Source organism: Halorubellus sp. JP-L1 (genome assembly GCF_011440375.1).
Taxonomy (GTDB): Archaea; Halobacteriota; Halobacteria; order Halobacteriales; family Natrialbaceae; genus Halorubellus.
This window is the reverse complement of record NZ_JAAOIR010000002.1, coordinates 713,636-735,511: the sequence shown is the minus strand read 5'-3', so window position 1 is coordinate 735,511 and position 21,876 is coordinate 713,636. Positions and strand designations below refer to the sequence as shown.

Annotated in this window: 27 protein-coding genes; 13 read left to right on the top strand and 14 right to left on the bottom strand. The window is 68.9% G+C overall.

Translation table 11 applies throughout. From position 1 onward, the window contains the following. Positions 1-28 precede the first annotated feature (28 nt). From trpA to trpC, 3 genes are all read right to left on the bottom strand, one after another. Positions 29-868: a tryptophan synthase subunit alpha gene (gene trpA, locus G9C85_RS12225; protein WP_193570750.1), complete on the bottom strand. Its 840-nt coding sequence runs from the start codon at positions 866-868 to the stop codon at positions 29-31. A 71-nt stretch (positions 869-939) separates the two neighbouring features. Beyond that, positions 940-2,175: a tryptophan synthase subunit beta gene (trpB, locus tag G9C85_RS12220; protein ID WP_166040315.1), complete on the bottom strand. Its 1,236-nt coding sequence runs from the start codon at positions 2,173-2,175 to the stop codon at positions 940-942. Then, positions 2,172-3,014 carry an indole-3-glycerol phosphate synthase gene (gene trpC, locus G9C85_RS12215; protein ID WP_166040313.1) on the bottom strand — a complete coding sequence of 281 codons (843 nt, stop codon included), beginning with the start codon at positions 3,012-3,014 and terminating at the stop codon, positions 2,172-2,174. The genes trpB and trpC overlap by 4 nt, the downstream gene beginning before the upstream one ends. Before the next feature lie 159 nt (positions 3,015-3,173). On the opposite strand from trpC, the gene G9C85_RS12210 reads away from it, so the two are divergent. The 3 genes from G9C85_RS12210 to G9C85_RS12200 all read left to right on the top strand — a co-directional run bounded on the left by G9C85_RS12210 (position 3,174) and on the right by G9C85_RS12200 (position 6,246). After that, positions 3,174-4,136 (top strand): alpha/beta fold hydrolase, encoded by a 963-nt coding sequence (locus G9C85_RS12210; protein ID WP_166040311.1) that lies wholly within the window; start codon positions 3,174-3,176, stop codon positions 4,134-4,136. 188 nt (positions 4,137-4,324) lie between these two features. Beyond that, positions 4,325-4,795, top strand: coding sequence for an MGMT family protein (locus G9C85_RS12205; protein ID WP_166040309.1), 471 nt, complete (start codon positions 4,325-4,327; stop codon positions 4,793-4,795). A 230-nt stretch (positions 4,796-5,025) separates the two neighbouring features. Further along, positions 5,026-6,246, top strand: coding sequence for an MFS transporter (locus G9C85_RS12200; protein WP_166040308.1), 1,221 nt, complete (start codon positions 5,026-5,028; stop codon positions 6,244-6,246). Positions 6,247-6,304: 58 nt separating this feature from the next. Here G9C85_RS12200 and G9C85_RS12195 read toward each other — a convergent pair whose 3' ends face one another. The 6 genes from G9C85_RS12195 to G9C85_RS12170 form a co-directional block, all read right to left on the bottom strand. Continuing rightward, positions 6,305-6,724: a hypothetical protein gene (locus G9C85_RS12195; RefSeq protein ID WP_166040306.1), complete on the bottom strand. Its 420-nt coding sequence runs from the start codon at positions 6,722-6,724 to the stop codon at positions 6,305-6,307. Positions 6,725-6,779: 55 nt separating this feature from the next. After that, a complete protein-coding gene (locus G9C85_RS12190) occupies positions 6,780-7,601 on the bottom strand; it encodes a lysostaphin resistance A-like protein (protein WP_369680809.1) in 822 nt (273 codons plus the stop codon). Positions 7,602-7,607: 6 nt separating this feature from the next. After that, positions 7,608-9,746 carry an ATP-dependent protease LonB gene (lonB, locus tag G9C85_RS12185; protein ID WP_166040304.1) on the bottom strand — a complete coding sequence of 713 codons (2,139 nt, stop codon included), beginning with the start codon at positions 9,744-9,746 and terminating at the stop codon, positions 7,608-7,610. 261 nt (positions 9,747-10,007) lie between these two features. After that, positions 10,008-10,295, bottom strand: coding sequence for a transcriptional regulator (locus tag G9C85_RS12180; protein WP_166040302.1), 288 nt, complete (start codon positions 10,293-10,295; stop codon positions 10,008-10,010). 1 nt (position 10,296) lies between these two features. Beyond that, positions 10,297-10,914 (bottom strand): hypothetical protein, encoded by a 618-nt coding sequence (locus G9C85_RS12175; RefSeq protein WP_166040300.1) that lies wholly within the window; start codon positions 10,912-10,914, stop codon positions 10,297-10,299. Then, positions 10,911-11,051, bottom strand: a complete 141-nt coding sequence (locus tag G9C85_RS12170; RefSeq protein ID WP_166040298.1) for a hypothetical protein — start codon at positions 11,049-11,051, stop codon at positions 10,911-10,913. Before G9C85_RS12170 ends, G9C85_RS12175 begins: the two co-directional genes overlap by 4 nt. 106 nt (positions 11,052-11,157) lie before the next feature. Here G9C85_RS12170 and G9C85_RS12165 point away from each other — a divergent pair, with 106 nt between their 5' ends. From G9C85_RS12165 to G9C85_RS12145, 5 genes are all read left to right on the top strand, one after another. Beyond that, a complete protein-coding gene (locus G9C85_RS12165) occupies positions 11,158-12,051 on the top strand; it encodes a CPBP family intramembrane glutamic endopeptidase (protein ID WP_166040296.1) in 894 nt (297 codons plus the stop codon). A gap of 76 nt (positions 12,052-12,127) precedes the next feature. Beyond that, entirely contained in the window at positions 12,128-12,646 is a 519-nt protein-coding gene (locus tag G9C85_RS12160; RefSeq protein ID WP_166040293.1) for a nicotinamide-nucleotide adenylyltransferase, read from the top strand. A 376-nt stretch (positions 12,647-13,022) separates the two neighbouring features. Then, positions 13,023-13,790, top strand: coding sequence for an S-adenosyl-l-methionine hydroxide adenosyltransferase family protein (locus tag G9C85_RS12155; protein WP_166040291.1), 768 nt, complete (start codon positions 13,023-13,025; stop codon positions 13,788-13,790). Next, positions 13,787-14,419 carry a trimeric intracellular cation channel family protein gene (locus G9C85_RS12150; RefSeq protein ID WP_166040289.1) on the top strand — a complete coding sequence of 211 codons (633 nt, stop codon included), beginning with the start codon at positions 13,787-13,789 and terminating at the stop codon, positions 14,417-14,419. Before G9C85_RS12155 ends, G9C85_RS12150 begins: the two co-directional genes overlap by 4 nt. A 182-nt stretch (positions 14,420-14,601) precedes the next feature. Next, complete coding sequence (locus G9C85_RS12145) at positions 14,602-15,423, top strand: amidohydrolase family protein (RefSeq protein WP_166040287.1); 822 nt, start codon at positions 14,602-14,604, stop codon at positions 15,421-15,423. A gap of 49 nt (positions 15,424-15,472) precedes the next feature. On the opposite strand, the gene G9C85_RS12140 is transcribed toward G9C85_RS12145, so the two are convergent. Then, complete coding sequence (locus G9C85_RS12140) at positions 15,473-16,375, bottom strand: glycosyltransferase family 2 protein (protein WP_166040285.1); 903 nt, start codon at positions 16,373-16,375, stop codon at positions 15,473-15,475. Positions 16,376-16,610: 235 nt separating this feature from the next. Further along, complete coding sequence (locus G9C85_RS12135) at positions 16,611-17,315, bottom strand: methyltransferase domain-containing protein (protein WP_166040283.1); 705 nt, start codon at positions 17,313-17,315, stop codon at positions 16,611-16,613. Positions 17,316-17,403: 88 nt separating this feature from the next. On the opposite strand from G9C85_RS12135, the gene G9C85_RS12130 reads away from it, so the two are divergent. Further along, complete coding sequence (locus G9C85_RS12130; RefSeq protein ID WP_166040282.1) at positions 17,404-17,541, top strand: hypothetical protein; 138 nt, start codon at positions 17,404-17,406, stop codon at positions 17,539-17,541. Positions 17,542-17,573: 32 nt separating this feature from the next. On the opposite strand, the gene G9C85_RS12125 is transcribed toward G9C85_RS12130, so the two are convergent. Next, positions 17,574-17,978: a pyridoxamine 5'-phosphate oxidase family protein gene (locus G9C85_RS12125; protein WP_166040280.1), complete on the bottom strand. Its 405-nt coding sequence runs from the start codon at positions 17,976-17,978 to the stop codon at positions 17,574-17,576. 216 nt (positions 17,979-18,194) lie between these two features. Here G9C85_RS12125 and G9C85_RS12120 point away from each other — a divergent pair, with 216 nt between their 5' ends. From G9C85_RS12120 to G9C85_RS12105, 4 genes are all read left to right on the top strand, one after another. Further along, positions 18,195-18,473, top strand: coding sequence for a helix-turn-helix domain-containing protein (locus tag G9C85_RS12120; protein WP_166040278.1), 279 nt, complete (start codon positions 18,195-18,197; stop codon positions 18,471-18,473). A gap of 143 nt (positions 18,474-18,616) precedes the next feature. Continuing rightward, positions 18,617-19,384, top strand: coding sequence for an MBL fold metallo-hydrolase (locus G9C85_RS12115; RefSeq protein WP_166040276.1), 768 nt, complete (start codon positions 18,617-18,619; stop codon positions 19,382-19,384). A gap of 217 nt (positions 19,385-19,601) precedes the next feature. Next, a complete protein-coding gene (locus G9C85_RS12110) occupies positions 19,602-20,303 on the top strand; it encodes a YkgJ family cysteine cluster protein (RefSeq protein ID WP_166040274.1) in 702 nt (233 codons plus the stop codon). A gap of 92 nt (positions 20,304-20,395) precedes the next feature. Beyond that, positions 20,396-20,542 carry a hypothetical protein gene (locus tag G9C85_RS12105; RefSeq protein WP_166040272.1) on the top strand — a complete coding sequence of 49 codons (147 nt, stop codon included), beginning with the start codon at positions 20,396-20,398 and terminating at the stop codon, positions 20,540-20,542. A gap of 33 nt (positions 20,543-20,575) precedes the next feature. On the opposite strand, the gene G9C85_RS12100 is transcribed toward G9C85_RS12105, so the two are convergent. Beyond that, entirely contained in the window at positions 20,576-21,052 is a 477-nt protein-coding gene (locus G9C85_RS12100; protein ID WP_166040270.1) for a pyridoxamine 5'-phosphate oxidase family protein, read from the bottom strand. A gap of 90 nt (positions 21,053-21,142) precedes the next feature. Beyond that, positions 21,143-21,850 (bottom strand): helix-turn-helix domain-containing protein, encoded by a 708-nt coding sequence (locus tag G9C85_RS12095; RefSeq protein WP_166040268.1) that lies wholly within the window; start codon positions 21,848-21,850, stop codon positions 21,143-21,145. Between the last annotated feature and the right edge of the window lie 26 nt (positions 21,851-21,876).

Sequence of the window (21,876 nt, the reverse complement as noted above, 5' to 3'; positions counted from 1 at the left end):
TTAGTGTGTTAGACCTTGCCATGGCTGGTTATGTCGGTTCCGATTCCGGCATGCTTTCGCCGGACCGCCGGTCCCCGGCGTCGAGCGCGCCGCGCTTCAGCTCGCGGGCCTTCGTCTCCAGCCGTTCCGCCGTCGCCGTCACCGACGTCTCGTTCTCGTGTCCTTCGGCAACGATGTCGACGAGCGCGCTCCCGACGATGACGCCGTCCGCGCCCGCTTCCACGACCGACGCCGCGTGCTCGCCGGTCTTGATGCCGAACCCGACCGCCTTCGGCACGTCCCACTCGCGCAGGCGCTCCAGGCTCGCGCCCGTCTGGTCGCTCACGTCGTCCTTCGCGCCCGTCACGCCCAGTCGCGCCTGCACGTACACGTAGCCCGACACCTGGTCCATGATGCGCTCCAGGCGGTCGCCCGCCGTCGTCGGCGCGACGATGAACACCAGGTCGAGACCGTACGCGTCGCACGCTTCCCGCAACGGGTCGGCCTCCTCCGCCGGCAAGTCCGGCACCACGAACCCCGAGATGCCGACCTCCGCGGCACGCTCGACGAACGGCTCCGGGCCCTCACCCTCTCCATACTGATAGATGAGGTTGTAGTACGTCATGCAGACGAGCGGGACCGCCACGTCGAGGTCCTCGACGAACTCGAAGAACCGCTCGGGCGTCATCCCGCCCTCGAGCGACCGGACGACCGCTTCCTGGATCGTCGGCCCCTCCGCGATCGGCTCGCTGAACGGGAGGCCGAGTTCGATGACGTCCGCACCGCCGCGTTCGAGCGCCTCGACGTACTCGATGCTCGCCTCGTAGTTCGGATCGCCCGCCGCGAGGTACGGCACGAACGCCGGCTCGCCCGCGAATGCCTCCTTCAGCGCCTGGTTCTCTACGTCTCGCGGGCTTCGCCCGCTCGACCGGTTCGAGGAACGTGGTTCCTCGTCGGCCACTACTCGAACACCTCCCCGACGTCGACCGCACCGTCGACGTCGCGCTTCTCGGTCTCCTCGACGACGGACTCGAGGTCCTTGTCGCCGCGTCCCGAGACGTTTATCACCGACACGTCACCGAGTTCCTCGGGGTGCTCCTCGGCCCACGCGAACGCGTGCGCCGTCTCCAGCGCCGGAATGATCCCCTCGAGTCGCGACAGCCGGTGGAAGGCCGCGAGCGCGGCGTCGTCGTCCACGTTCGCCGCTCGCACGCGCCCCTCGTCCACGAGGTGCGCGAGTTCCGGACCGACGCCAGCGTAGTCCAGGCCCGAGGAGACGCTGTGCGATTCGAGAATCTGGCCGTCGCCGTCCTGGAGGAGCTTCGTCCGCGCGCCGTGCAGGACGCCCTCCTCGCCCGTCGACAGCGACGCCGAGTTCGGCGCGACGCCGGCGTCCTCGTCGACGTCGAGCGACGACCCGCCCGCCTCCACGGCGACGAGGTCGGTATCAGTATCTCCGACGAACTCTGCGAACGCACCCATCGTGTTCGAGCCACCGCCCGCGCAGGCGACGACGGTGTCCGGGAGGCCGCCGGTCTTCTCGAGCGATTGCTCGCGAGCCTCCTCGCTGATGACGGCCTGGAAGTCCCGGACCATCGCCGGGAACGGCGCCGGCCCGACGACGCTCCCGATGACGTAGTGCGTGTCCTCGACGTTCGTCGCCCAGTCACGCATCGTCTCCGAGATCGCCTCCTTCAACGTCCCCCGACCCGTCGTCACGGGGTTCACGTCGCTCCCGTTGAGCTTCATGCGGAAGACGTTCGGGCGCTGGCGGTTGATGTCGCGCTCGCCCATGTAGATCTCGCAGGGCAGCCCGAGGTGCGCCGCGGCCATCGCGGTCGCGGTGCCGTGCTGGCCGGCACCGGTCTCCGCGACGATGCGCTCCTTCCCCATGTACTTCGCGAGCAAGACCTGCCCCAGCGCGTTGTTCAGCTTGTGCGCACCGCCGTGCACGAGGTCCTCGCGCTTCAGGTAGACGTCCGCGTCGTAGCGCTCGCTGAGGTGCTCGGCGTACTGGAGCGGCGTGGGCCGCCCGCCGAAGTCCCGGAGTCGATCGCGGAACTCGTCCATGAAGCCGTCCTCGTTCTCGAGGACGTACCGCTCGTAGGCCTCGGTGAGTTCCTCGATCGCCGGCATCAGTGCCTCCGGGACGTACTGTCCGCCGTACTCTCCGAATTTCGTGTCCGTCGCTGTCATCGTGTATTCTCCGTGGGGTCAGCCGCACTCCCGGCCGTCAGTCGTCGCGTGTTCGCGCGGACGTCCCCGTCCATGATCGCGCTCCCGACGAGGAGTCCGTCCGCGCCCGCTCGCCGCATCCGTGCGACGTCCTCGGTCGAACCTACGCCGCTCTCCGCAATGAGGGTGACGCCGTCGCGGTCTCCTGCCGGGACCGCGTCCGCGACGCGCTCGAACGTCCCGAGGTCGACCTCGAGTCGCGCGAGGTCGCGGTTGTTCACGCCGACGAGGGTCGCACCGGCCAGGAGCGCGCGCTCGAGTTCCGCTTCGGTGTGGACCTCGACGAGCGCCTGGAACCCGCGGTCGCGCGCCGCGTCGAGCATCGTCTCGAGGCCGGCCGCGCCCTCGACCCCGGTGTCGTCGTCGCCACTGCTTCCCAAGAACCGTGCGATGAGGAGGACGACGTCGGCCTCGACGGCGTCGAGGTCGCGCTCGCGGAGGAGGAAGTCCTTCCGGAGGACGGGGACGTCGACGGCGTCGCGGACGGCGGCGAGCGCGTCGGTGCTCCCGCCGAAGTGCTCGGGTTCGGTGAGGACGCTGAGGGCGGCGGCGCCGCCGTCGACCATCTCGCGCGCCAGTGCCACGGGGTCGTCCTCGCGGGTCCCGTCGGTCGTCGGACTCGTCGGCTTGACCTCGGCGATGATCGGCGTCCGACCGTCGGCCTCGGCCGCGTCGAAGGCGTCGGGGAGGGATCGAGCGTCGACGTCGACGCGCTCGCTCGTCGGCACCTCGCGGTCGCGCGCCGCGTCGAGGATGGCCTCGACGGCTGGCGCGAGCCCTCGCCCATCTCTAGTGTTCATTATTGTGCATCGACGGACTCATTCGTACATAAGGCTTGCGTCATCGTACCCCTGGAACGCGCTCCAGGCCCTTTTCCCGCTCGAACTGACCCCCCACCCTGGCATCGTGATTCAGTGCCGTTCCGGAACCCTTAGGCGGCTCACAGGACCCCTTCGAGTATGGTCCCCGAGACGAACGGCGGAGGCGAGGGCGGCGGAACCGACGGCGAATCCGCCGCCGTCGATCAAGACGGGAGAGTCGACACCGACCGCGGCGTCGCGCGCAACGAGGACCGACCGACGCCAGACGGCTGGACGCAAGGGAGCGTCCGCGCCAACGGCATCGAGGTCTCGTACTACCGCGTCGGCGACCGCGACGGGCAGCCGGTCGTCGCAGCGCACGGCTTCTACGATGACGCCCGCTGCATGCGTCCGGTCGTGGACGCGCTCGCCGCGGACGGGTTCGACGTCGTCGCGTACGACGCCCGCGGCCACGGTCACACCGACGCGCCCGAAGCGGGCTACGCGATCGCGGACCGGGTCGCCGACCTCGTCGGCGTCCTCGACGCACTCGACCTCGCGGACCCAGTCCTCTACGGGCACTCGATGGGCGGGCACACCGTCGCGACGACAGCTGCGAGGCAGTCCGAGCGCGTCCGCGCCGTCGTCATGGAGGACCCGGCGGCGATGTACGGCCTCCCCGACGAGGACCCGGACGCGATGGCGGAGTACGTCCGCGAGCAGGTTCGAGCGGAGCACGAGAAGTCCCTCGACGAACTCCGCGAGCAGTACGTCGAGGAGCACCCCGAGACGGCGGACTGGCTCGCGCGCGCCGACCAGTGCATGAGCGTGCACATCGAGAACGTTCCCCGCCAGGGGTACCCGCCACTCGCCGGCGTCTTCCCGGACGTCGACGCGCCCGCGCTGGTCCTGAAGCGCGACCCCGACGCAGTCGAGGCGGAAGCGACCGAGCGCGCACCCGTTCGGGACCGAGCGCGCGACCTCGACGTCGCGGCCGACCTCCCGGACGGTCGGCTCGTGCACGTCCCCGACGCCGGACACGCCGTCGTCCGCGACGAACCCGAGGTCGCGCTCGCCGAGGTCCGTGCGTTCCTCCGTCGCCTCGACGACGGCGACTGGTGACGTCGCCGACCGACGCGAGCGCCGGCCGTTGGCGTAGCCGGCGACGACCGCGGAGCGTCGGCCGTTGTAGCCGGCGACGACCGCGGAGCGTCGGCCGTTGGCGCACCCGGCGACGACCGCGGAGCGTCGGGCGTCGATGCGACCGGCGACGAGGAACCTTCAAGGTCGTGGTGGGCGACGGGTCGTGCATGGACGACGCGGACACCGCAGGCATCTACGCCCGAGAGATCGACTACCTCGAACGGTACGTCCAGTTCGGCGTGGCGAGCGGTCGCGTCATCTCCGTCTCGTTCCCCGAGACGGCGCCCGAGGACGCGAGCGATACCTACGACCTCCTCGACCGCTTCGAGCGATACTGCGAGGGCATCAGCGAGGAGGACTTCGCCGACGTCGAGGTCGGGTTGACGGTCCCGACGGGCGAACGGAAGGTCCTCGAGACGCTCCGACAGGTCGGGTACGGCGAACAGGTGAGCGTCGCCCAGTTGGCGAACATGACGCCGACGCTCGACCCCGACGACGAGCAGGACGTGATAACGGTACGCGAGGCGCTCGCGGAGAACCCACTGCCGGTGCTCGTCCCCGACCACCGCGTCCGGGACGGCCCGAGCGCGCTCCCGCCACAGGTCGAACAGCAGCTCCGGTCGCTCGAGGACCTCTGAGTCGCCGACCGAACGAGCCAGCACGCACCCGCCCTACCTGTGTCGCTTCTAGTAGATAGCCGTGGCGACGAGCGTCGGTTCTAGTTTCAGCTGACCCGCTCGGCGAGAGATTCAGGTGAGGAAGACGACGTAGAATAGTCAGAACCACTACCAAAACGAGTTAACGGAAGGGAGCTTACAAAAGTCAGTTTCCGGGAACGTTCACGGTCCCGTCGGTCCACAGTCTAGATATGAAGCGACCGAACGGACTCGTACTTCGGTTCTACGCGTTCAAGGTCACGAACGCGTCGGGGTTCTACCTCCCCATCTACTTCGTGTTCCTGCAGGACAAGGGGTTCGACCTCGCGTTCCTCGGCCTGCTCTCCGCAACGTTCTCGCTCTCGCTCGTCGCCGTCGAGATCCCGACGGGCTACCTCGGAGACCTCGTCGGGCGCCGCGGGAGCCTCGCGGTCGGCGCCGTCGTCCGCGCGGCGGTCATGGCGTCGTTCCCGTTCCTCCCCTCGAAACCCGCGTACCTCGCGCTGTTCGGAGTCTGGGCGATCGGGTGGGCGTTCCGCTCGGGCACCCAGGACGCCTGGCTGTACGAGGTCCTCCAGTCGACGTGCGACGAGGACGAGTACGCTCGCGTCGACGGCCGCGCGAACACGCTCGTCCTCGGCACGAGCGCGGTCGCCGCCGTCCTCGGCGGTCTCATGTACACCGTCGAACCCGCCGCGCCGTTCCTCGCGAATGCCGCGCTCGCACTCGTCGGCCTCCCGATCCTCTACACGTTCCCCCCGATCGAGACCGACGCCGACGAACAGGCCTTCGGCGTCCGGGACGCCGTCGTGCTCCTGCGCGCTCAAGCCCGACGCCCGGAGGTCCGCTGGTTCGTCGCGTACGCCGCCGTTTTCGCCACCGCGTTCGCCGCCACCCGCCCGTTCGAGCAGCCGATGCTCCGGGCCGTCGGCGTCCCCATCGCGGGCCTCGGCGTCCTCTACGCCGCGTTCAAGCTCGTGTCCGCCGGCGCCGCGTCAACCTCCGGATACCTCGAGGAGCGCCTCGGCGTCCGCGGCACGTTCGCCGTCCTCCCCGCGGTGTACGCGCTCGCGTTCGCGGTCGTCTACGTCGTCCCCGTCGCCATCGTCCCGGTCGTGTTCCTGAACCGCGCGATCAACACCGCCGTCCGCCCCATCCGGAACAAGTACCTCAACGACCGCCTCGACGACGTCGGGCGCGCCACCGTCCTCTCGGGCGCATCGATGGCGCTCTCCGTCGTCTCCGGTCTCGGGAAGATCGTCAACGGTCGCGTTACGGACGCCATCGGCCCGATCGACGGCGTCGCCACCGCGAGCGTCGTCCTCGCCGGCGTCGGCGCACTTCTCTGGTTCGCCGTCGACCCCGTCCGCTCGACCGGCGACGAGAGCGCGACCGACGACGCCACGGCCGAGGACGCCGTCACCGCCGACTGAAGCCGGCGACGCGATTGCCGGCCGGCTGAAACCCGCCACCGTCCGCGTCCGCCGACGCTCACGTCCGCGCGACCGACAGCAGGACGGCGGCGCCGACGAGGAGGAACGCGATGCTCGCGACGTCGAGCACGCCGGACGGGAACAGGAGTCCGACGAAGCGCGCGACCGCCGCGGCGACGAACGCCATCGCACCGAGCAGCCGGCGCCCCGGTCGATCCTCCAGCCGGAACCCGACGTACGCCGCCGCGAGCAGCCAGACGAACCCGATCGCGAACTCCGTCGTCTGTTCGGCGATCGGCGCGTCCAGGAGCGCGCCGACGAGCAGCATCGAGACGACGCCGACCACGAGCACGGCGAGTACCAGCCACCCACCGGACTCGGTCGCCGCCGTCGGTTCCGCAGCCGCCGGATCGCCCCCAGTATCGGCGGTCGCGTCGCCGTCGCCCCCGTCGCCGCTCTCGGTCCGGTCCTCGGCCATGGTCCGTGCTGCGAACGCCGGCGGCGTCAACCCGTCGGTTCGAGGTCGACCGCTCTCAACCGCTCGCGTGGCCGAGCTCGTGCTCGTGGACGACGAACTCCAGGGCGTTCACGAGGTAGTGCGCGACGACGACGACCAGCAGGCTCCCCGTGACGACGAAGGCGGCCGCGAGCACCGCCCCGAGCGCAGTCGTGACGACGACGCCCATCCGGCCCTGAGTGCCGTGTCCGAGCCCGAACAGGATCGAGGCCGGAACGACGAGCAGCCACGGCGACACGCCCGCGCCGGCCGCGAACGCCCCGACGAGCACACCGCGAAAGAGCAGTTCCTCGAACGTCGCGACGACCGGGAGCACGCCACCGAGGAGGATCACCCACCCCGTTCGGGACGCCGGCGCCAGCAACTCGCGGAGCTCGTCGCCGCGACCGAACCCGTACGCGTCCGCGACCGACCCCCCAACCTCGTTCGCCGCGTACAGTACCGTTCCGAACGCGACGCCGAGGACGACCGCGAGCACCGAGAAGTGCTGGTCCGCGACCCCCAGCGCCGTACGCGGCACGGACGCCAGCACCGCCGCCACGACCAGCACGACCCCGAACGCCCCCTGCGAGAGCGCGACGTTCAAAAGGAGCAGCGGCTGCGAGAGCCGCGGCACCTCGCCCATCTCGCCGCCTTCGGCGACGCTGTCGTCTGCGACGTCCTCGCACTCCCCGACCGCGTCGACGTGCTCGCCGACTGCGTCCACGCGCTCGCCGACCGCGTCGACCGAGTCGTCCGCCGACGGTCCGTCGAAGCGCTGGCTCGTCGCGTGCGAGAGCGCGAGCAAGAGAACCGTGACGACGCCCGCGACCGACGCGAACGCCGTCCACGCCGTCACGGCGCGTTACTGCGGACTCGGCTTCCCGCTACCGGTCCGGCCGACCTTCTGCTCCAGGGCCTTCCCGGTGATGTTCTTCAGGCGGTCGACGAGCGAGTCCTTCTCCGTCTCGCCCGTCAACGCGATCTCCAGCACCTCGCTGATGTGGTTCACGGGGATGACTTCGATCATCTCCTCGTACTCGTCCTCGATCATCACGTCCTGCTCGTTCGCGGCCGGGATGACGACCGTGTCGAGGCCGGCCTTCGCCGCCGCCTCGATCTTGTGCGTGACCCCGCCGACGGGGAGCACGTCGCCGCGGACCGACAGCGAGCCCGTCATCGCGAGACTCTGATCGACGGGTACCTCCTCGAGCGCGGAGATGACGGCGGTCGCGACCGTGATACTCGCGGAGTCGCCGTCCACGCCCTGCTGGCCGGCCTGCACGAACTGGATGTGGATGTCCTTCTCGCTGATGTCCTCGTCGCTGAACTTCTTGATGATCGCGGAGACGTTCTGCACCGCCTCCTCCGCCATCTCCTGGAGCTTCCCGGTCGCGATAACTTGACCGGGGCCCTGCGAGGGCGCGACCTCCGCCATCACGGGCAGGACGATACCGGAGTCCTCGCCCATGACCGCCAGACCGTTCACGCGACCGACGACGTCGCCGGTGGACACCGTGAGCTCGTAGTCTTTCCGGCGCTCGATGTAGTCGTCCGCGAGCTGCTGTTCGATGGAGCGACTGCGGCGCTTCGCGCGCAGCACGTCCTCCCGGGTCGTGTGCTCGCGGTCTTCGGCGCGAGCGATGTCGCCGGAGACGCGAACGAGCCCGCCGAGGTCGCGGAGCTTGAGCGTGAGGTGCTCCTTGCGGCCCGCACGACGGCGGGCTTCGAGGAGGATCTCCTCGACCGCCGAGCGCGTGAAGTGCGGGAGTCGCCCGTCCTTCTCGACCTCTTGCGCGATGAAGCGCGCGTACTTCCGGCGCATCTCCGGGGTGTCCTCGATGGTGTCGTCCATGTACACCTCGTACCCGTACCCCTTGATGCGCGAGCGGAGCGCGGGATGCATGTTCTCCATCGCGTCCAGGTTCCCGGCCGCGACCATGATGAAGTCACACGGCACCGGCTCCGTCTGCACCATCGCACCCGAGGAACGCTCGCTCTGGCCCGTGATGGAGAACTTCCCCTCCTGGATCGCCGTCATGAGCTTCTGCTGGCTCCGGATGTCGAGCGTGTTGATCTCGTCGAGGAACAGCACGCCCTTGTTCGCCTTGTGGATCGCGCCGGGTTCGACGCGGTCGTGACTCGGCGTCTCCATCCCACCGCTCTGGAACGGGTCGTGCCGGACGTCACCGAGGAGCGCACCGGCGTGCGCGCCCGTCGCGTCCTCGAACGGCGCGGTCTGCTGGTCGGCGTTGTTCACGACGAGGTTCGGGATCATCGAGTCCGTCGACCGACTCGAGTACCGGAACGCGAGGAACACGATCCCGGCCGCGAGGATGCCGAGCAGGAGGTTGCCCTGGATGAGCGCGTACCCGAGGACGACCGCGACGATGATGTACATGAGGAACTGCCGCATCTGGTTGCGCTTGCGGGCGTCCTCCTTGTGCGCCTCGATGATCTGGTCGCCCTTCCCCGCCGGCACCGTCCGCACCTTCGGTGCGTTCCCGTCGTCGGGGTTGTGGTAGACGAGGATGTCCTGGAGGTCCTCCTTCGGGAGGAGTTGACTCATCGCCTTCGCCAGCATCGACTTCCCCGTCCCCGGGGAGCCGATCATCATCACGTGCCGTCGCTGCTTCGCCGCCTTCTTCACGATGTCGCGGGCCTCGTCCTGCCCGATGACCTGATCGACGAGCCGGTCCGGAACCTCGATCGCGTCCGTACTCTCGATCTGGAGGCCGCCAAGCAGGTCGTCTTCCGCGACCGACTCGTCGATCTCCGCCTCGACTTCGACGTCGCTCCCGAGCCGATCGATCTCCTGTGCGGGGGCGTCGTCGGAGCCATCGTCGGACTTCCCGGAGTCGTCCGCTCCGGATTCTGGGCCGCCCGGAACGCCGAGGTCCGGGTGCTCGTCCCGTGGGACCTCGGGGTCCGGCTGGCCGCTCCCGTCCTCGGCCTCGTCGGCCGTTTCGGGGCGTCCGTCGGTGGTGTCGCTGTCTTTGCTCATAGAAGTGATTCGGTATCCGAACCGAAGGGATTGCGACTGATATACTTTCCTCCTACAGAACTCGCCACCCGCTCGGACTTTTCGCAGGACAGGCGGCCTCTACGGTCGGTATTCGAACTGGCCGGAATCAAGCATCGTTATAAATCCGGGTCGAGGAGTTCGTGGACGACGTCGACGAACTCGTCCTCGGCATCGAGACCGCCGGTAATCCCCGCACGATCCACGGCCCGATCTCCCCCTGCAGAGCGATCGTCCGTATTCTTACTCGTCGAGTTTGTCGATGAGCGATTCGAGCGTCTGAACGTGGGCTTCGATCAGTTCCTCGCCCCGGTCGGTCAATCGGTAGCTCGTCCGAGGAGACCCGTCGACGAACTGCTTTCTGACGCTCACGCAATCGGCGTCCTCCATCCTCTGGATGTGACTGGCGAGGTTCCCCTCGGTGATATCGAGTTCGGACTTGAGGTCCGTGAAGCTGACCTCGCCGTTCGCGTAGAGATGGGCGAAGATCCGCAACCGCGTAGGCTGATGCACCAGCTTGTCGAACTCCATGCTATACCCGTGAGAGGACGACGTATGCTCCGACGTTGTGTGCAGCGAGACCGATACCGAGGACGGCGAACTCCCATCCCAACAGCGGGGGAATGTGCGGGACGACAGCGGCCAGGACGAGCAGCCAGACACCGCCGGTGTAGAACGCATAGCAATCCGGTGCTCTGATGTTGTAGGACGCGAGCAGCTGGCCCATGTAGAGGTATGCGACGCCGCTGATTGCCGTGGCGACGACGAATGCCGTCACGAACATGTCGTCGGTCGCGAGCCGTTCCAGAACCGGCAGCAGTCCGATAGCCGCCGCCACTGCTCCTGCACCGTACGTGACGTTCCAGGCTCTCCAGCTGGGGACGCCGCCCGTCGGTCGGTCGTATCGTTCGAGGGCTCGCCACGTCAGGAACTGGTGGGCCAGAAACAGCCCGATCGCGAGAGCGAGGAGTGGTGGAGAGAACCCATCCCGGAGTCCGACCTGGACGACCGGGAGTGTGACCCCCAATCCGACGCCTTCGAGGAGCCAGAAGCGCCACCAGTAGGGGTGCTCCTCCGCCAGCCCCAACGCCTCCTTGATCTGGCCGAGTTCCTCCTGCAGGGACTCTGGGTCGACCTCTGTCTCGCTCATGTCGTGGGGTAGACCTCCCGTGCTGGAGAACGTTTCGTATGGCTGGTGAAGCGGTCGACGGACGCCGATTCGGATTCGATCGGACTGCCGCCACCAACGCGCTCGTCGAAGGCCGTCGAATCGACGATCGTCTCCATTGACATACCCCATATCTGACCTCCTTCACAAAATACTTTCTGTTACAAAGTCACTTTGTAGTGCAAAGTGCTATGGTGCTCCGTCGCAGTGGTCCACTCGCAACCGATGACCAGAGACACCGCTGCCCATCCGTCCCGCCTCGGACCGGTCGGCTCGTTCGTCGCCACCCGTGAAGTGCTCGCGTTCTTCGGTCTGACCATCGCCTTCTCGTGGGCCGCGTGGGTTCCGGGGGCGATCGGCATCGTCGACTACGGGCCGTTCGTGTTCCCCGCTGTCGTCGTCGGCGGCTTCGGCCCTCTGCTCGCGGCCGCGTTCGTCACGTGGCTCGTCGGCGATTCCGTGCGAGCGTGGGCCAGCCAGGTGCTGCGATGGCGCGTTCGCCCGCGATGGTACGTCGTCGCCGTCGGGCTCCCGATCGCCGTGGTCGCACTCGTGAGCGTCGTCACCGTCGCCATCGGCTACTCGTTCGAGGGGCCGGAGATCCTCGCGCAGGTCCCGCTGTTCGTGTTGCCGCTGATCTTCGTTCTCAACATGGTGACCGTCTTCCTCGTGGGCGGTGGCCAGGAGGAACTCGGCTGGCGCGGGTTCGCCCTGCCACGACTGCTCGAACGGTTCGACGCCGTTACCGCGAGCGTCCTGATCGGCCTCGTGTGGGCGAGCTGGCACCTCCCGCTGTTCGCATTAGAGGGATCGGGCCAGTACGGTTCGTCCTTCGCCCCGTACGTGGTCTCGCTCCTCGGGCTGTCGGTCCTGTTCACGTGGCTGTACCGCAGCACCGGCCGGAGCGTGCTGCTGGCGATGATCTTGCACGCCAGCTACAACAGTTCGACGTTGCTGCTCCCCGGCGTTCAGACCGTCACCGGCGAACTCCACTGGGTGTTCGCCGGGGTCGTGTGTCTCTTCGCTCTCGGCGTGTTCGTCGTGTACGGCCGCTCGCTCCGGTCCGGCGACGCCGACGGACCCGAGACGGACGTCGAATCGCCGCCGCAGGCGACCTAGCTCCGACCGGGTTCCGATACAGCGGTCACTGGACCGATTAGCCACTCTTATGCACGATTGGCGCGACGACTCGGCCATGACGCGGGGTTTCTACATCGGTCGCTTCCAACCCTACCACGACGGCCACCACAGCATGGTCGCGAAGATCGCGGAGGACGTCGACGAGCTCGTCCTCGGCATCGGGAGCGCCGGTGATTCCCACTCGACGCACGACCCGTTCACCGCCGGGGAACGCATCATGATGCTCACGAAGTCCCTGCGCGAGTTCGACGTGACGACGTACGTCGTCCCGATCGAGGACCTCGACCGGAACTCCGTCTGGGTGAGTCACGTCCAGTCGATGAGTCCGACGTTCGACGTCGCGTACTCGAACAACCCGCTCGTCATCCGACTGTTCCAGGAGGCCGGCATCGAGGTCCGTCAGTCGCCGATGTTCAACCGCGAAGTACTGGAGGGCTCGGAGGTCCGCGAGCGCATGATCGAGGGCGACGACTGGAAGGGACTCGTCCCCGCACCGACGGCGGAGGTTATCGACGAGATCGACGGCGTCCAGCGCATCCAGCAGGTCGCCGAAACCGATTCGAACGGGGGGTGAACTGCCCGCACGAGCATACGGCGGCCTCCAGGCCGCCGTTTCTGCCGGGCGATGCCGTCGCAGTCGCCGAGAGTCGCCCGGCCGCCGTTTCTGCCGGGCGATGCCGTCGCAGTCGCCGAGAGTCGCCCGGCCGCCGTTTCTGCCGGGCGATGCCGTCGCAGCCGCCGAGAGTCGCCCGGCCGCCGTTTCCCGCTGAGCGGTGCGATCGCGGCCGTTGAGAGTCGCCCGGCCGCCGTTTCCCGCTGAGCGGTGCGATCGCGGCCGTTGAGAGTCGCCCGGCCGCCGTTTCTGCCGGGCGGTGCGGTGTGGTTCTGCTGGGTGCGCGTGTGGCGTTCTGAGAGGGAATTGATAAGCGAGGGGTGCGTCAAGGGTGCGTATGATCACGCTGTCGTCCGACTTCGGGTCGCCGTATCCGGCGGCGATGCGGGGAGTGTTGTTGCGGCGGGACCCGGACGCGCGACTGGTGGACGTGAGTCACGAGTTCCCGCGCCAGGACGTGCGTGCGGCGGCGTTCTGGTTGCGCGAGCTGTTGCCGCACTTCCCGCCGGCGGTGCATCTGGTCGTGGTCGACCCGGGCGTCGGGACGGATCGGGCGGCGCTGGCGGTGCGGGCCGGCGAGCACGCGTTCGTGGCGCCGGACAACGGCGTCGTGGTGCCGGCGGCGCGAGCGCTCGCGGGGGACGACGAGTCGATTCGGGCGTGGCGGATCGACGACGCGGATGCGGCGTCGTCGACGTTCCACGGGCGGGACGTGTTCGCGCCGGCGGCGGGCGACCTGCATCGGGTCGGGTTCGGCGAGTTCACGGATCGCTCGGACGTGACGCGACTCGACTCCTTCGAGTCCCTCGAGTTGCCGGAGGCCGACGTGACGGCGTCGCGTGCGGTGGGGGAAGTGATGACGGTCGACGACTTCGGGAACGTCATCACGAACGTCCCGGGACGCGCGCTCGAGGGCGTCGAGTCGGTGCGCGTGAACGACCGCGAGGTGCCGGCGGTGGCGACGTTCGCCGAAGTCCCGGTCGGGCAGTGGCTGGCGACGGTCGGGAGTCACGGCTACGTCGAGTGCGACGTGAACCAGGGACGGGGCGACCGCGCGTTCGACCTGTCGTCGGGCGACGAGGTCGTCCTCGAGGTCGACGAATGACGGCCGGTCCGGTACTCTCGGTGAGCGCGTTCGACGCCCTGAACTGGCTGGGGTTGCTCGCGTTCGCGCTCGCGGGATCGCTCGACGGCGCGGACGAGGGCCTGGACGCCCTCGGCGTCGTCGTCCTCGGGGTCGTGACGGCGCTCGGTGGCGGCATCACGCGCGACCTGCTCGTGGACCGGACGCCGGTCGCGCTCACCGCGACCGCGGACGTCGCCGTCGTCATGGTCGGCGTCGTCGTCGCGGTGCTCCTCGTCAGGCGAGGACCGTCGATCGGCACGGCGTCGCCCGCGGTCCAGGTCCCGGACGCGGTCGGGCTGGCGGCGTTCGCGGCGACCGGCGCGATCGTCGCGTGGGACGCCGGCCTGTCCGCGTTCGGCGTGCTCGTGTGCGCGATGCTCACCGGAACCGGTGGTGGCGCGATCCGGGACCTCCTCGTCGGTCGGACACCGGGCATCCTCGTCGAGGACTTCTACGCGACGTGCGCGCTCGTCGGCGCCGTCGCGTTCTGGCTGCTCCGTACCGCGGGCGCACCAGCACCGATCGGGATCGCCGCGTGCGTCGGGCTCGCGTTCGTGCTGCGCGTGCTCGCGATCCGGTTCGACTGGCACCTCCCCACGGTCGGCTGACCGCGGAGACGGTTCGGGGTCGCCTCCTTTGCGGCGATGATGTCGGCATGCTCCCGAAGTGAGTTCTCCAGAAACCGACGCTCGCCCGTGGATCGAACGCCTCCGTGGGGACTCCAGGCGAGGTGTTGGCCGACCGGACGGGCCGGTACAGCCTTGATGCAGGCGATGGAACGCTCAGAGAGATGCTGGAACTGGAACATCGGTTCCGCGTGGTCGACGTTCACGCCACGCTCTCGCCCGAGGACGCCCCCGGCGGCGAGTCCGTCGTCGGCCCGGACCAGCTCGAACGAGAGATGCACCAGGCCGGGATCGTCCGGAGCCTCGTCTTCCCGCGGACCCAAGAGGCGGCGACCGACTACGTCGCCGCGAACAACGGCGTCGCACGCAAGAGCGTCGAACGTCCATTCGTGGCGTTCGCGCGCCTCACCGGCCCCCGCGACCCGGGGACGGCCGCGACGAGCAAACTCCGGAACCTCGCCGCGCGCCGCCGCGACCACCACACCGACCCCGAGACCGTCGAACAGTACGCGTACGACGACCGCTTCCACGGGTTCGTGCTCGACCCCGGTAGCGACGGCCTCCCGGACGACGCCGTACTCGACGCGCTCGAGGACGTCGACCTCCCTGTCGTCGTCCAGGCCGGTGCGGCGTGCCCGCCGTCTGTCGTCGAGACCGCGCTCCTCGACCGCGAGGTGACCGTTGTCCTCGCCGGATTCGGCGGCTATCCGCTCCAGCGCGACCTCATGCACGACGCCGTCTCCCTCCTCGACGACCACGACGACTGCTACCTCGACACGAGCCACGTCCGCTTCCGCGATCCCCTCGAGCGCGCGCTCATGGAGCACCCCGACCGCGTCCTCTTCGGGAGCGGCGCCCCGACCGCGCACCCGAACGTCGCCATCATGGAAGTCCTCACGCTCGACGTCAGCGAGGACAAGATGCGTCGCGCGTTCTCGAAGAACGCCACAAGGATCGTCCCCGAACTCGCCTCCGACCACGCCTGACCGCGTGAGTCGGAGCGACACCGCTCGAACCGACCGGAGAACCAGTCCGCTACTGCTCGTACTTCGTGACCGCTCGGTCTGCACGCGAGGAGAGCCCGTTCGGATTCTGCGACCCGGCGGCCGCTCGCTTGCGCGCCGCCAGCCCGTCCTTCGTCCCGACGGCGATCCCGGAGAACACGCGCTTGCCGTTCTCCAGCCACACGGACGGCGTACTCGCCCCACCGACGACGTCCCGGAGCGCACGCGCGCCGTCGACGATCGCCGTCTTCGCCGTGTGGTAGACTGGCGACGGCCTGACGCCGTAGTTCTTCGAGAGCCGGTACGCGAGCGACCGGTACTTCGACCCCCAGTCCGCCGGCGCCCGCCCACCGTCGGCGTGGACTTCGCCGCGAACGCAGACGCCCGCGTCCCACGCCACCTCGAAGTCGTTCGCGGCGACGCGATGGGAGACGTCCCGCGACCCACCCGTCTCCAGGTACTCGTCGAAGCCGTCGACCGCCTCCAGCGCGGCGCGCGTGAACGCGCCGTTGTCGCCGTTCACGAACGTCACCTCGCGCCCACCGACCGTCCACGTCTCGCGGGCCTCCGTCGTCACGCCCGCTCGAACCGACCGATGCGTCGGCCCCGTCACGACGTCCGAACCGCCTTCGATCGCCGTCTCGATGGCGTCCGCCCAGCCCGCCTCGACCACGAGGTCGTACCGGAGGAACGCGACGACGTCCCCGGACGCGACCTGCGCGCCCGCGTTCCGCGCGACGTTCAGGTTCCGTTCGGAGATCTCGACGAGCACGTCGACGTCCTCGCGCTCGCGAACCATCCCGGTCGTCCCGTCCGAGGACGGGCCGTTGACGACCACGACCTCGGCGTCGGGCGCATCCTCGGCGAGCGCGTCGAGCGCACGACCGAGTTGCTCCCGCCCGTTGAGTGTCGGGACGACGACCGAGAGGTGCATGCCCCAACGAACGACTGTCTCGTATAAAAATCGTCGTGTCTCGACCACGCCAGGAGAGGAATCGAAAGAAGAGACGGACCCCAGGCAACGATTCGAATCTGATTTCGCGCTCGGCCGCAAGGAACTGAAGCGAAAGCGAGAACGAGACCCGACCGAGACCGCAGAGACGAGTCCGGGACAGGGACGTGACGAACGGTTCGGGAACGGGGACGGGAGGGAACTCCGGAGAGAGCGGTCAGACGCGCGTGTCCCAGTACGACACCGATGCGAGCCGATCCAGGCCGGCGATCGAGACGATCTTGGTGTCGAGCGACCGGAACGCGCTCGCGACGTCGTCGGGGATCTCCCGGTAGAACCCGTACGGGAACGCGAAGTCGTGCTGGGCGTCGACGAGCTCGAGGTCGGCCTTCTCCAGCAGCGAGTCGATCTCGTACCGCGAGTAGAGCCGCGATCCCATCGGGAGCGCCCAGTTGTAGATCGAGCGCGCCGAGAACCGGTTGAACGTGTCGAAGAACACCTGGTCCTTCGAGACGCGACGCATCTCCGAGAGGAACGACTTCGGGGTGTCCGCGAGATGGAAGAATCGCATTGCGATCACGCTATCGAAGTGATCGTCCGGGAACGGCAGGCGTGCGGCATCACCGCGCATGAACTCGAGCGTGTCGGAGACGCCCGCCGCCTTCGCCTTCTCGCGGCCCTCCTCGAGCATCGCCGCGGAGATGTCGACGCCGACGATGTCGGCGCCGCGCTCGGCGAGCATCACCGTGAACCGGCCGGTCCCGCACGCGACCTCGAGCACGCGCTTGTCCTCGAGCGGCCCCAGCGCGTCCAGCACGGCCGCTTTCTCCCGCCGGTCGATGAGCCGGCCGCCCTTCGAGAAGCGCTTGTCGTCGTACTCCGCGGCCACGTCGTCGGCCTGGTACCACTCCTGTCCCTTCACTGTATGCTCGGGTAGGCCGCCGTGGGGATAAAACGGTACTGAACTTTCGCCACGCACGTATTTGTTCCATGGTACCGTACCTCAGAACATGGCTCACTGCAGATACTGCGACGCCGACGTCGACGTGGAGGCACTCGTCAGGCACGAGACCGACGGCCTGCTCCGCGTCCACTGCCCCGAGTGCGAGGGCCTCCTCGGCGCGTACCGCGACCCCGCCGGGGACTAGCTGCGCACGACCGTCTTCGTCGCCGGCGTCAGCTACCCGCTCGTCGCGACGTGTTCGGGCGCGATCCGAACGACGACGCGAGGGCCGCGTTCCTCGCCCTTGTTCGGGTACTCGTCCTGCTCGAAGTACCGGCGCGTGAGTTCGTCGATGTGCTCGACGGCACCGTCCTCCGTCACCTCGACCACCTCGCCGCGTACGGACACGTACCGGTACGGGTCGTCGGGGTCCGTGATCTCGATGCCGACCTTCGGGTTCGACCGGACGTTCCGTTCCTTCCGACGCCCGCGGGCCGTGTTCACGAGGACGTGCCCGCGCTCCGCGTCGTAGTCTACCCAGACGGGCGTCACCTGTGGCGTCCCGTCGGGCATCACCGTCGCGAAGTGCGCGAACGACTTCTTCTCGAACAGGTCGCGGAACGAAGCCGGAATCTCCACCATGCGTCCCCGCTCTCTCGCCAGCCCGAAAAGGGACGGCGAAGCGGCAGGACCGGCGACGAGCGACCAGAACCAGGGAGACCGAGAGCGCCCACGGCACGGCGGAGCGACGCCACGAACGACCCGACCTTCCATGGTAATAATACACCTAATATTGTTCGTACTGTATGTATCACCCTGTAGCCAACCTTTAACACCGACGTTCGCTCTGTGCGTGGTATGAGCATGAGTACCGCAGACGAGCGTGCCAACAACGACGACGTACTCTCCGACGGCGAATACCGCGACCGCCTCCGCGAACTCCCCCCGAGCGCGAAGCTCGTGTCGAAGGTCCTCGAAGGGGAATCCCCGCTCTCCCAGGGCCAGCTCGCCGAGGAATCGCTGCTCCCCGACCGTACCGTCCGCTACGCCCTCAACCGCCTCGAGGACGAGGAACTCGTGAACTCCCGGTACTCGTTCCAGGACGCCCGGAAGCAGGTCTACTACCTCAACGTCTGACCGCCGTCCGGTAGCGACCCTTCTCGACCCGCCACAGCCACCGACAGCGCTCGCTCGACGACGACTCGACAGTCGACGGATCGAGTGCGGCCGCGTCGAGGCGACCGACATCGTTTTTCGCCGCCCTCTCCCAACGCTGAGACATGAAAGTCACGCGCGTCAGCGTCGACGTGCCGACGCGAGCACCGACCGGGGCGACGAACGCGTACGTCGTCGGCCAGGACCCGGCCGTCCTCGTCGACCCCGCCGCCCGCTCGGACGCGCTCGACGACGCCGTCGCCGACCGCGGCGTCGAGCACGTCGTCGCGACGCACACCCACCCCGACCACGTCGGCGCGCTCGCGCACTACGCCGACGCCTGCCACGCGACGACGTGGGCGCGCTACGGCCGCACTCGCCCGTTCGAGTCGGCGACCGGCGTCGTCCCCGACCGGGAGCTCCGCGATGGCGACGACGTCGCCGGCCTCACGGCCATCGAGACGCCCGGGCACGCCGTCGACCACCTCGCGTTCCGCGCCGACGACGCCGTCCTCTGCGGCGACCTCGCCGTCGCAGAGGGGAGCGTCGTCGTCGGCCACCCCGAGGGCGACCTGCGCGCGTACCTCACGTCGCTCCGTCGCCTCCACGCGCAATCGCCGTCCGTCCTCCACCCCGGTCACGGGCCCGCTATCGAGTCGCCGCGCGAGGCGTGCGAGCGCCTGCTCGCGCACCGCCTCGACCGGGAACGTCGCGTACTCGCCGCCGTCCGCGACGGCGCGGACACCGTCGCCGCCGTCACCGACGCGGCCTACGACAAGGACCTCGCTGGCGTCCGCGACCTCGCCGAAGCGACCGTGCACGCCCACGTCCAGAAGCTCGTCCACGAGGGCCGCGTCCGCTGGCAGGACGGCCGCGTCCACCCGGTCGCCTGAGCGCGCCGAACGTTCAAACCGGAGGGCGCGGCAACCGCGGAGCGTGACGTGAAGACGCCCCGGGTGCGGCCTCGACGGGAGCGTAGACCACCCACCCGGTGACGGTCACTTCGACCCGCGCGCGGCGGTCCGCCTGTTCGCCACCGACCCTCCCGAGCCTCGGCCATCGCGACCGCGCGACGAGCGCCTTTTGTCCGTGCGCCCCCACGACGACGACGTGGACTCCCTCGAGACGGAACTCGCCCGCGCCCGCGACCTCGACGCGAGCGCGCTCGCCGACGCCATCGAGACGATCGGGTTCGAGTGCACGCGCTGTGGCGCGTGCTGCAAGAGTGAGGCCGACGACCCGCATACGGCGACGGTGTTCCCGGACGAGGTCCGGACGCTGCAAGCCGCGAACGCGGACGGCGATGACCACGACGGCGACGACGGTGAAAAGTACGACTGGCGCGACGTTGCCCGCCCGATGCCATACGGGCTGGAGACGGACGCCGACGGGACCCAGACCGGGGAGACGTTCGAGTGGGCGCTCCAGACGGACGCGTGCGGGAACTGCACGTTCTACGAGGAGGCCGCGGACGGCACCGGCGCGTGCACCGTCCACGACGACCGGCCGCTCATCTGCGAGACGTACCCGTTCAGCGTCGCGCTCGGCGGCACCAGTCAACCGATGGGCGAGGCCGTCGACGAGGCCGGGATGGTTCGCGCGCACGAGTGCGAGGGCCTCGGTCGCGACATCGACCGCGAGCACGCCGAGGAACTCGCCGACGCACTCAAGGAGCGCGCCGTCCGCGAGCTCGAGGAAGCGATCGGCGTCCGCGACAACTACGAGCGCGTCGACGCGCCCGACGAGGACGTCGTCGTGCACGACTCCGAGGCCGCGAAAACCCGAGACGGGGAACCGATCGGGACGAACTGAGTGCCGGCCAGAAGACCCCTGTCGGGCGTTCTCACCGAACGGCAAACGAGGAGTGTCCTTTATTTGGCCGTGGCAAGGTAGGTACAGACGAGATGAGTCAGACAGTCGAGTTCCGGTTCGAGTGCCCGGAGTGCGCCGAATCCATCGACGTCAACGAGTCGATGAAGGAGGCCATCCAGGCTCACGGCTGCGTCGTCTGCGGGACGCCAGCCCCCGACGACGCGTTCCGAGCGCAGTAACTGGATTCCGACCCCGCCCCGTCGTCGTCCCTTCTAGACGCTGCTGTCCGCTCGCTCGGAGACGTTCCGACGGCCCGTGATCGACTCCGGGACGAGCTTGTTCACGGTGAACTCGATGTCTGCCTTGGCCTGCTCCCACACCTCGAACTCGGGCGTCCGCGCCTTCCCGAGCCGCTCGACGTCCTCGGGCGTGAGTTCGTCCTTCGGAATCCGGACGAGGTCGCCGGTCGCGACGACGCTCTTGATGTCTAGCGACCCGTCGCCGTCAGTCGCTTCCTCGTAGACGACGAGCTGTGCGGGACAGGGTTCGTCGACGAACGCCGCCTTCGCGCTGTCGTCGTCGTACCCGAGACGCAGATAGAACTCGCCGTCGTCGGCGTCGAACCCGTACGAGACCGGGAACGCGTACGGTTCGTCGTCGCGCGCGACCGCGAGGACGCCGGTACCTCCGTCGCCGAGGAACCCCTCGATCTCTGTCGCCGTCAGCGAGACGCTACGGACGTCGGCCATTGAGACGTACTCTGGCCCTGCCGCACGTAAAACCCGCGGGACGCATCGGCGCCGAGAGCGCGAGGGCGGTCCGCCCGGGCCGCTGGCCGGTCAGTCGAGGATGGCGTCGAGGAGCTTCGACTGGGCGGCCGCGAGGTGCTCACTGAACGTCGCGCGCGTGATCGAGAGGGCCTCGGCGACCTCGCCGGCGTTCGCGCCCTTCGGGTGCGAGAAGTACCCCATGTCGTGGGCGGTCTCGAGGACTTCGAGCTGGCGGGCGGTGAGGCGACCGCGGTCGACGAACACGAGCGTGTGCGTGCCGGGTTCGCCCTCCGAGCGCAGGAGGCGTTTGACGTCGAGCGACGGGAAGGCGTCCCGGAGGTCGGCGACGAGCGCCTGGAGTGCGGCCATGTCGGCGACGTGGAAGGCGACGTGAACGCCGTCGTCGCGGACGTCGACGTCGGTGACGGGGCTGCCGTGGGCCTCGACGGTCTCGCACGGGCAGGCGACGTCGCGATCGCGCTCGAAGCGGTACGTGACGTGGTCGCCGTAGTCGAAGACGCGCTGGAACTCGACGTCGCTCTCCTCGCTGGCGCCGATCTCCTCGCTGGCGCCGGTCTCCTGGTCCTCGAGGCCGGTCTCCGCCAGGTCGATGCCGAGCGGGTCGGCGAGCAGGAACTCCTCGGTGACGCACCGGCCGTCGGTGGAGACGGCGCGGCGGACGTCCGTGGCGGCGATGCCGGTTCGGTCGACGACGTGCGTGACCGGACAGCCGGTCGGACCGTCGACGCGGATCTCGGCGCGGATGCCGTCGGTCATGCTCGGACCGTCGGGGCCGGATCACG

Excerpts from the sequence above, each read along its gene's own strand:
- trpB (WP_166040315.1), bottom strand. The coding sequence starts at position 2,175 with ATGACAGCGACGGACACGAAATTCGGAGAGTACGGCGGACAGTACGTC.
- trpC (WP_166040313.1), bottom strand. The coding sequence starts at position 3,014 with ATGAACACTAGAGATGGGCGAGGGCTCGCGCCAGCCGTCGAGGCCATC.
- G9C85_RS12210 (WP_166040311.1), top strand. The coding sequence starts at position 3,174 with ATGGTCCCCGAGACGAACGGCGGAGGCGAGGGCGGCGGAACCGACGGC.
- G9C85_RS12205 (WP_166040309.1), top strand. The coding sequence starts at position 4,325 with ATGGACGACGCGGACACCGCAGGCATCTACGCCCGAGAGATCGACTAC.
- G9C85_RS12200 (WP_166040308.1), top strand. The coding sequence starts at position 5,026 with ATGAAGCGACCGAACGGACTCGTACTTCGGTTCTACGCGTTCAAGGTC.
- G9C85_RS12195 (WP_166040306.1), bottom strand. The coding sequence starts at position 6,724 with ATGGCCGAGGACCGGACCGAGAGCGGCGACGGGGGCGACGGCGACGCG.
- lonB (WP_166040304.1), bottom strand. The coding sequence starts at position 9,746 with ATGAGCAAAGACAGCGACACCACCGACGGACGCCCCGAAACGGCCGAC.
- G9C85_RS12180 (WP_166040302.1), bottom strand. The coding sequence starts at position 10,295 with ATGGAGTTCGACAAGCTGGTGCATCAGCCTACGCGGTTGCGGATCTTC.
- G9C85_RS12175 (WP_166040300.1), bottom strand. The coding sequence starts at position 10,914 with ATGAGCGAGACAGAGGTCGACCCAGAGTCCCTGCAGGAGGAACTCGGC.
- G9C85_RS12170 (WP_166040298.1), bottom strand. The coding sequence starts at position 11,051 with ATGGAGACGATCGTCGATTCGACGGCCTTCGACGAGCGCGTTGGTGGC.
- G9C85_RS12165 (WP_166040296.1), top strand. The coding sequence starts at position 11,158 with ATGACCAGAGACACCGCTGCCCATCCGTCCCGCCTCGGACCGGTCGGC.
- G9C85_RS12160 (WP_166040293.1), top strand. The coding sequence starts at position 12,128 with ATGACGCGGGGTTTCTACATCGGTCGCTTCCAACCCTACCACGACGGC.
- G9C85_RS12155 (WP_166040291.1), top strand. The coding sequence starts at position 13,023 with ATGATCACGCTGTCGTCCGACTTCGGGTCGCCGTATCCGGCGGCGATG.
- G9C85_RS12150 (WP_166040289.1), top strand. The coding sequence starts at position 13,787 with ATGACGGCCGGTCCGGTACTCTCGGTGAGCGCGTTCGACGCCCTGAAC.
- G9C85_RS12145 (WP_166040287.1), top strand. The coding sequence starts at position 14,602 with ATGCTGGAACTGGAACATCGGTTCCGCGTGGTCGACGTTCACGCCACG.
- G9C85_RS12140 (WP_166040285.1), bottom strand. The coding sequence starts at position 16,375 with ATGCACCTCTCGGTCGTCGTCCCGACACTCAACGGGCGGGAGCAACTC.
- G9C85_RS12130 (WP_166040282.1), top strand. The coding sequence starts at position 17,404 with ATGGCTCACTGCAGATACTGCGACGCCGACGTCGACGTGGAGGCACTC.
- G9C85_RS12125 (WP_166040280.1), bottom strand. The coding sequence starts at position 17,978 with ATGGTGGAGATTCCGGCTTCGTTCCGCGACCTGTTCGAGAAGAAGTCG.
- G9C85_RS12120 (WP_166040278.1), top strand. The coding sequence starts at position 18,195 with ATGAGCATGAGTACCGCAGACGAGCGTGCCAACAACGACGACGTACTC.
- G9C85_RS12115 (WP_166040276.1), top strand. The coding sequence starts at position 18,617 with ATGAAAGTCACGCGCGTCAGCGTCGACGTGCCGACGCGAGCACCGACC.
- G9C85_RS12105 (WP_166040272.1), top strand. The coding sequence starts at position 20,396 with ATGAGTCAGACAGTCGAGTTCCGGTTCGAGTGCCCGGAGTGCGCCGAA.
- G9C85_RS12100 (WP_166040270.1), bottom strand. The coding sequence starts at position 21,052 with ATGGCCGACGTCCGTAGCGTCTCGCTGACGGCGACAGAGATCGAGGGG.
- G9C85_RS12095 (WP_166040268.1), bottom strand. The coding sequence starts at position 21,850 with ATGACCGACGGCATCCGCGCCGAGATCCGCGTCGACGGTCCGACCGGC.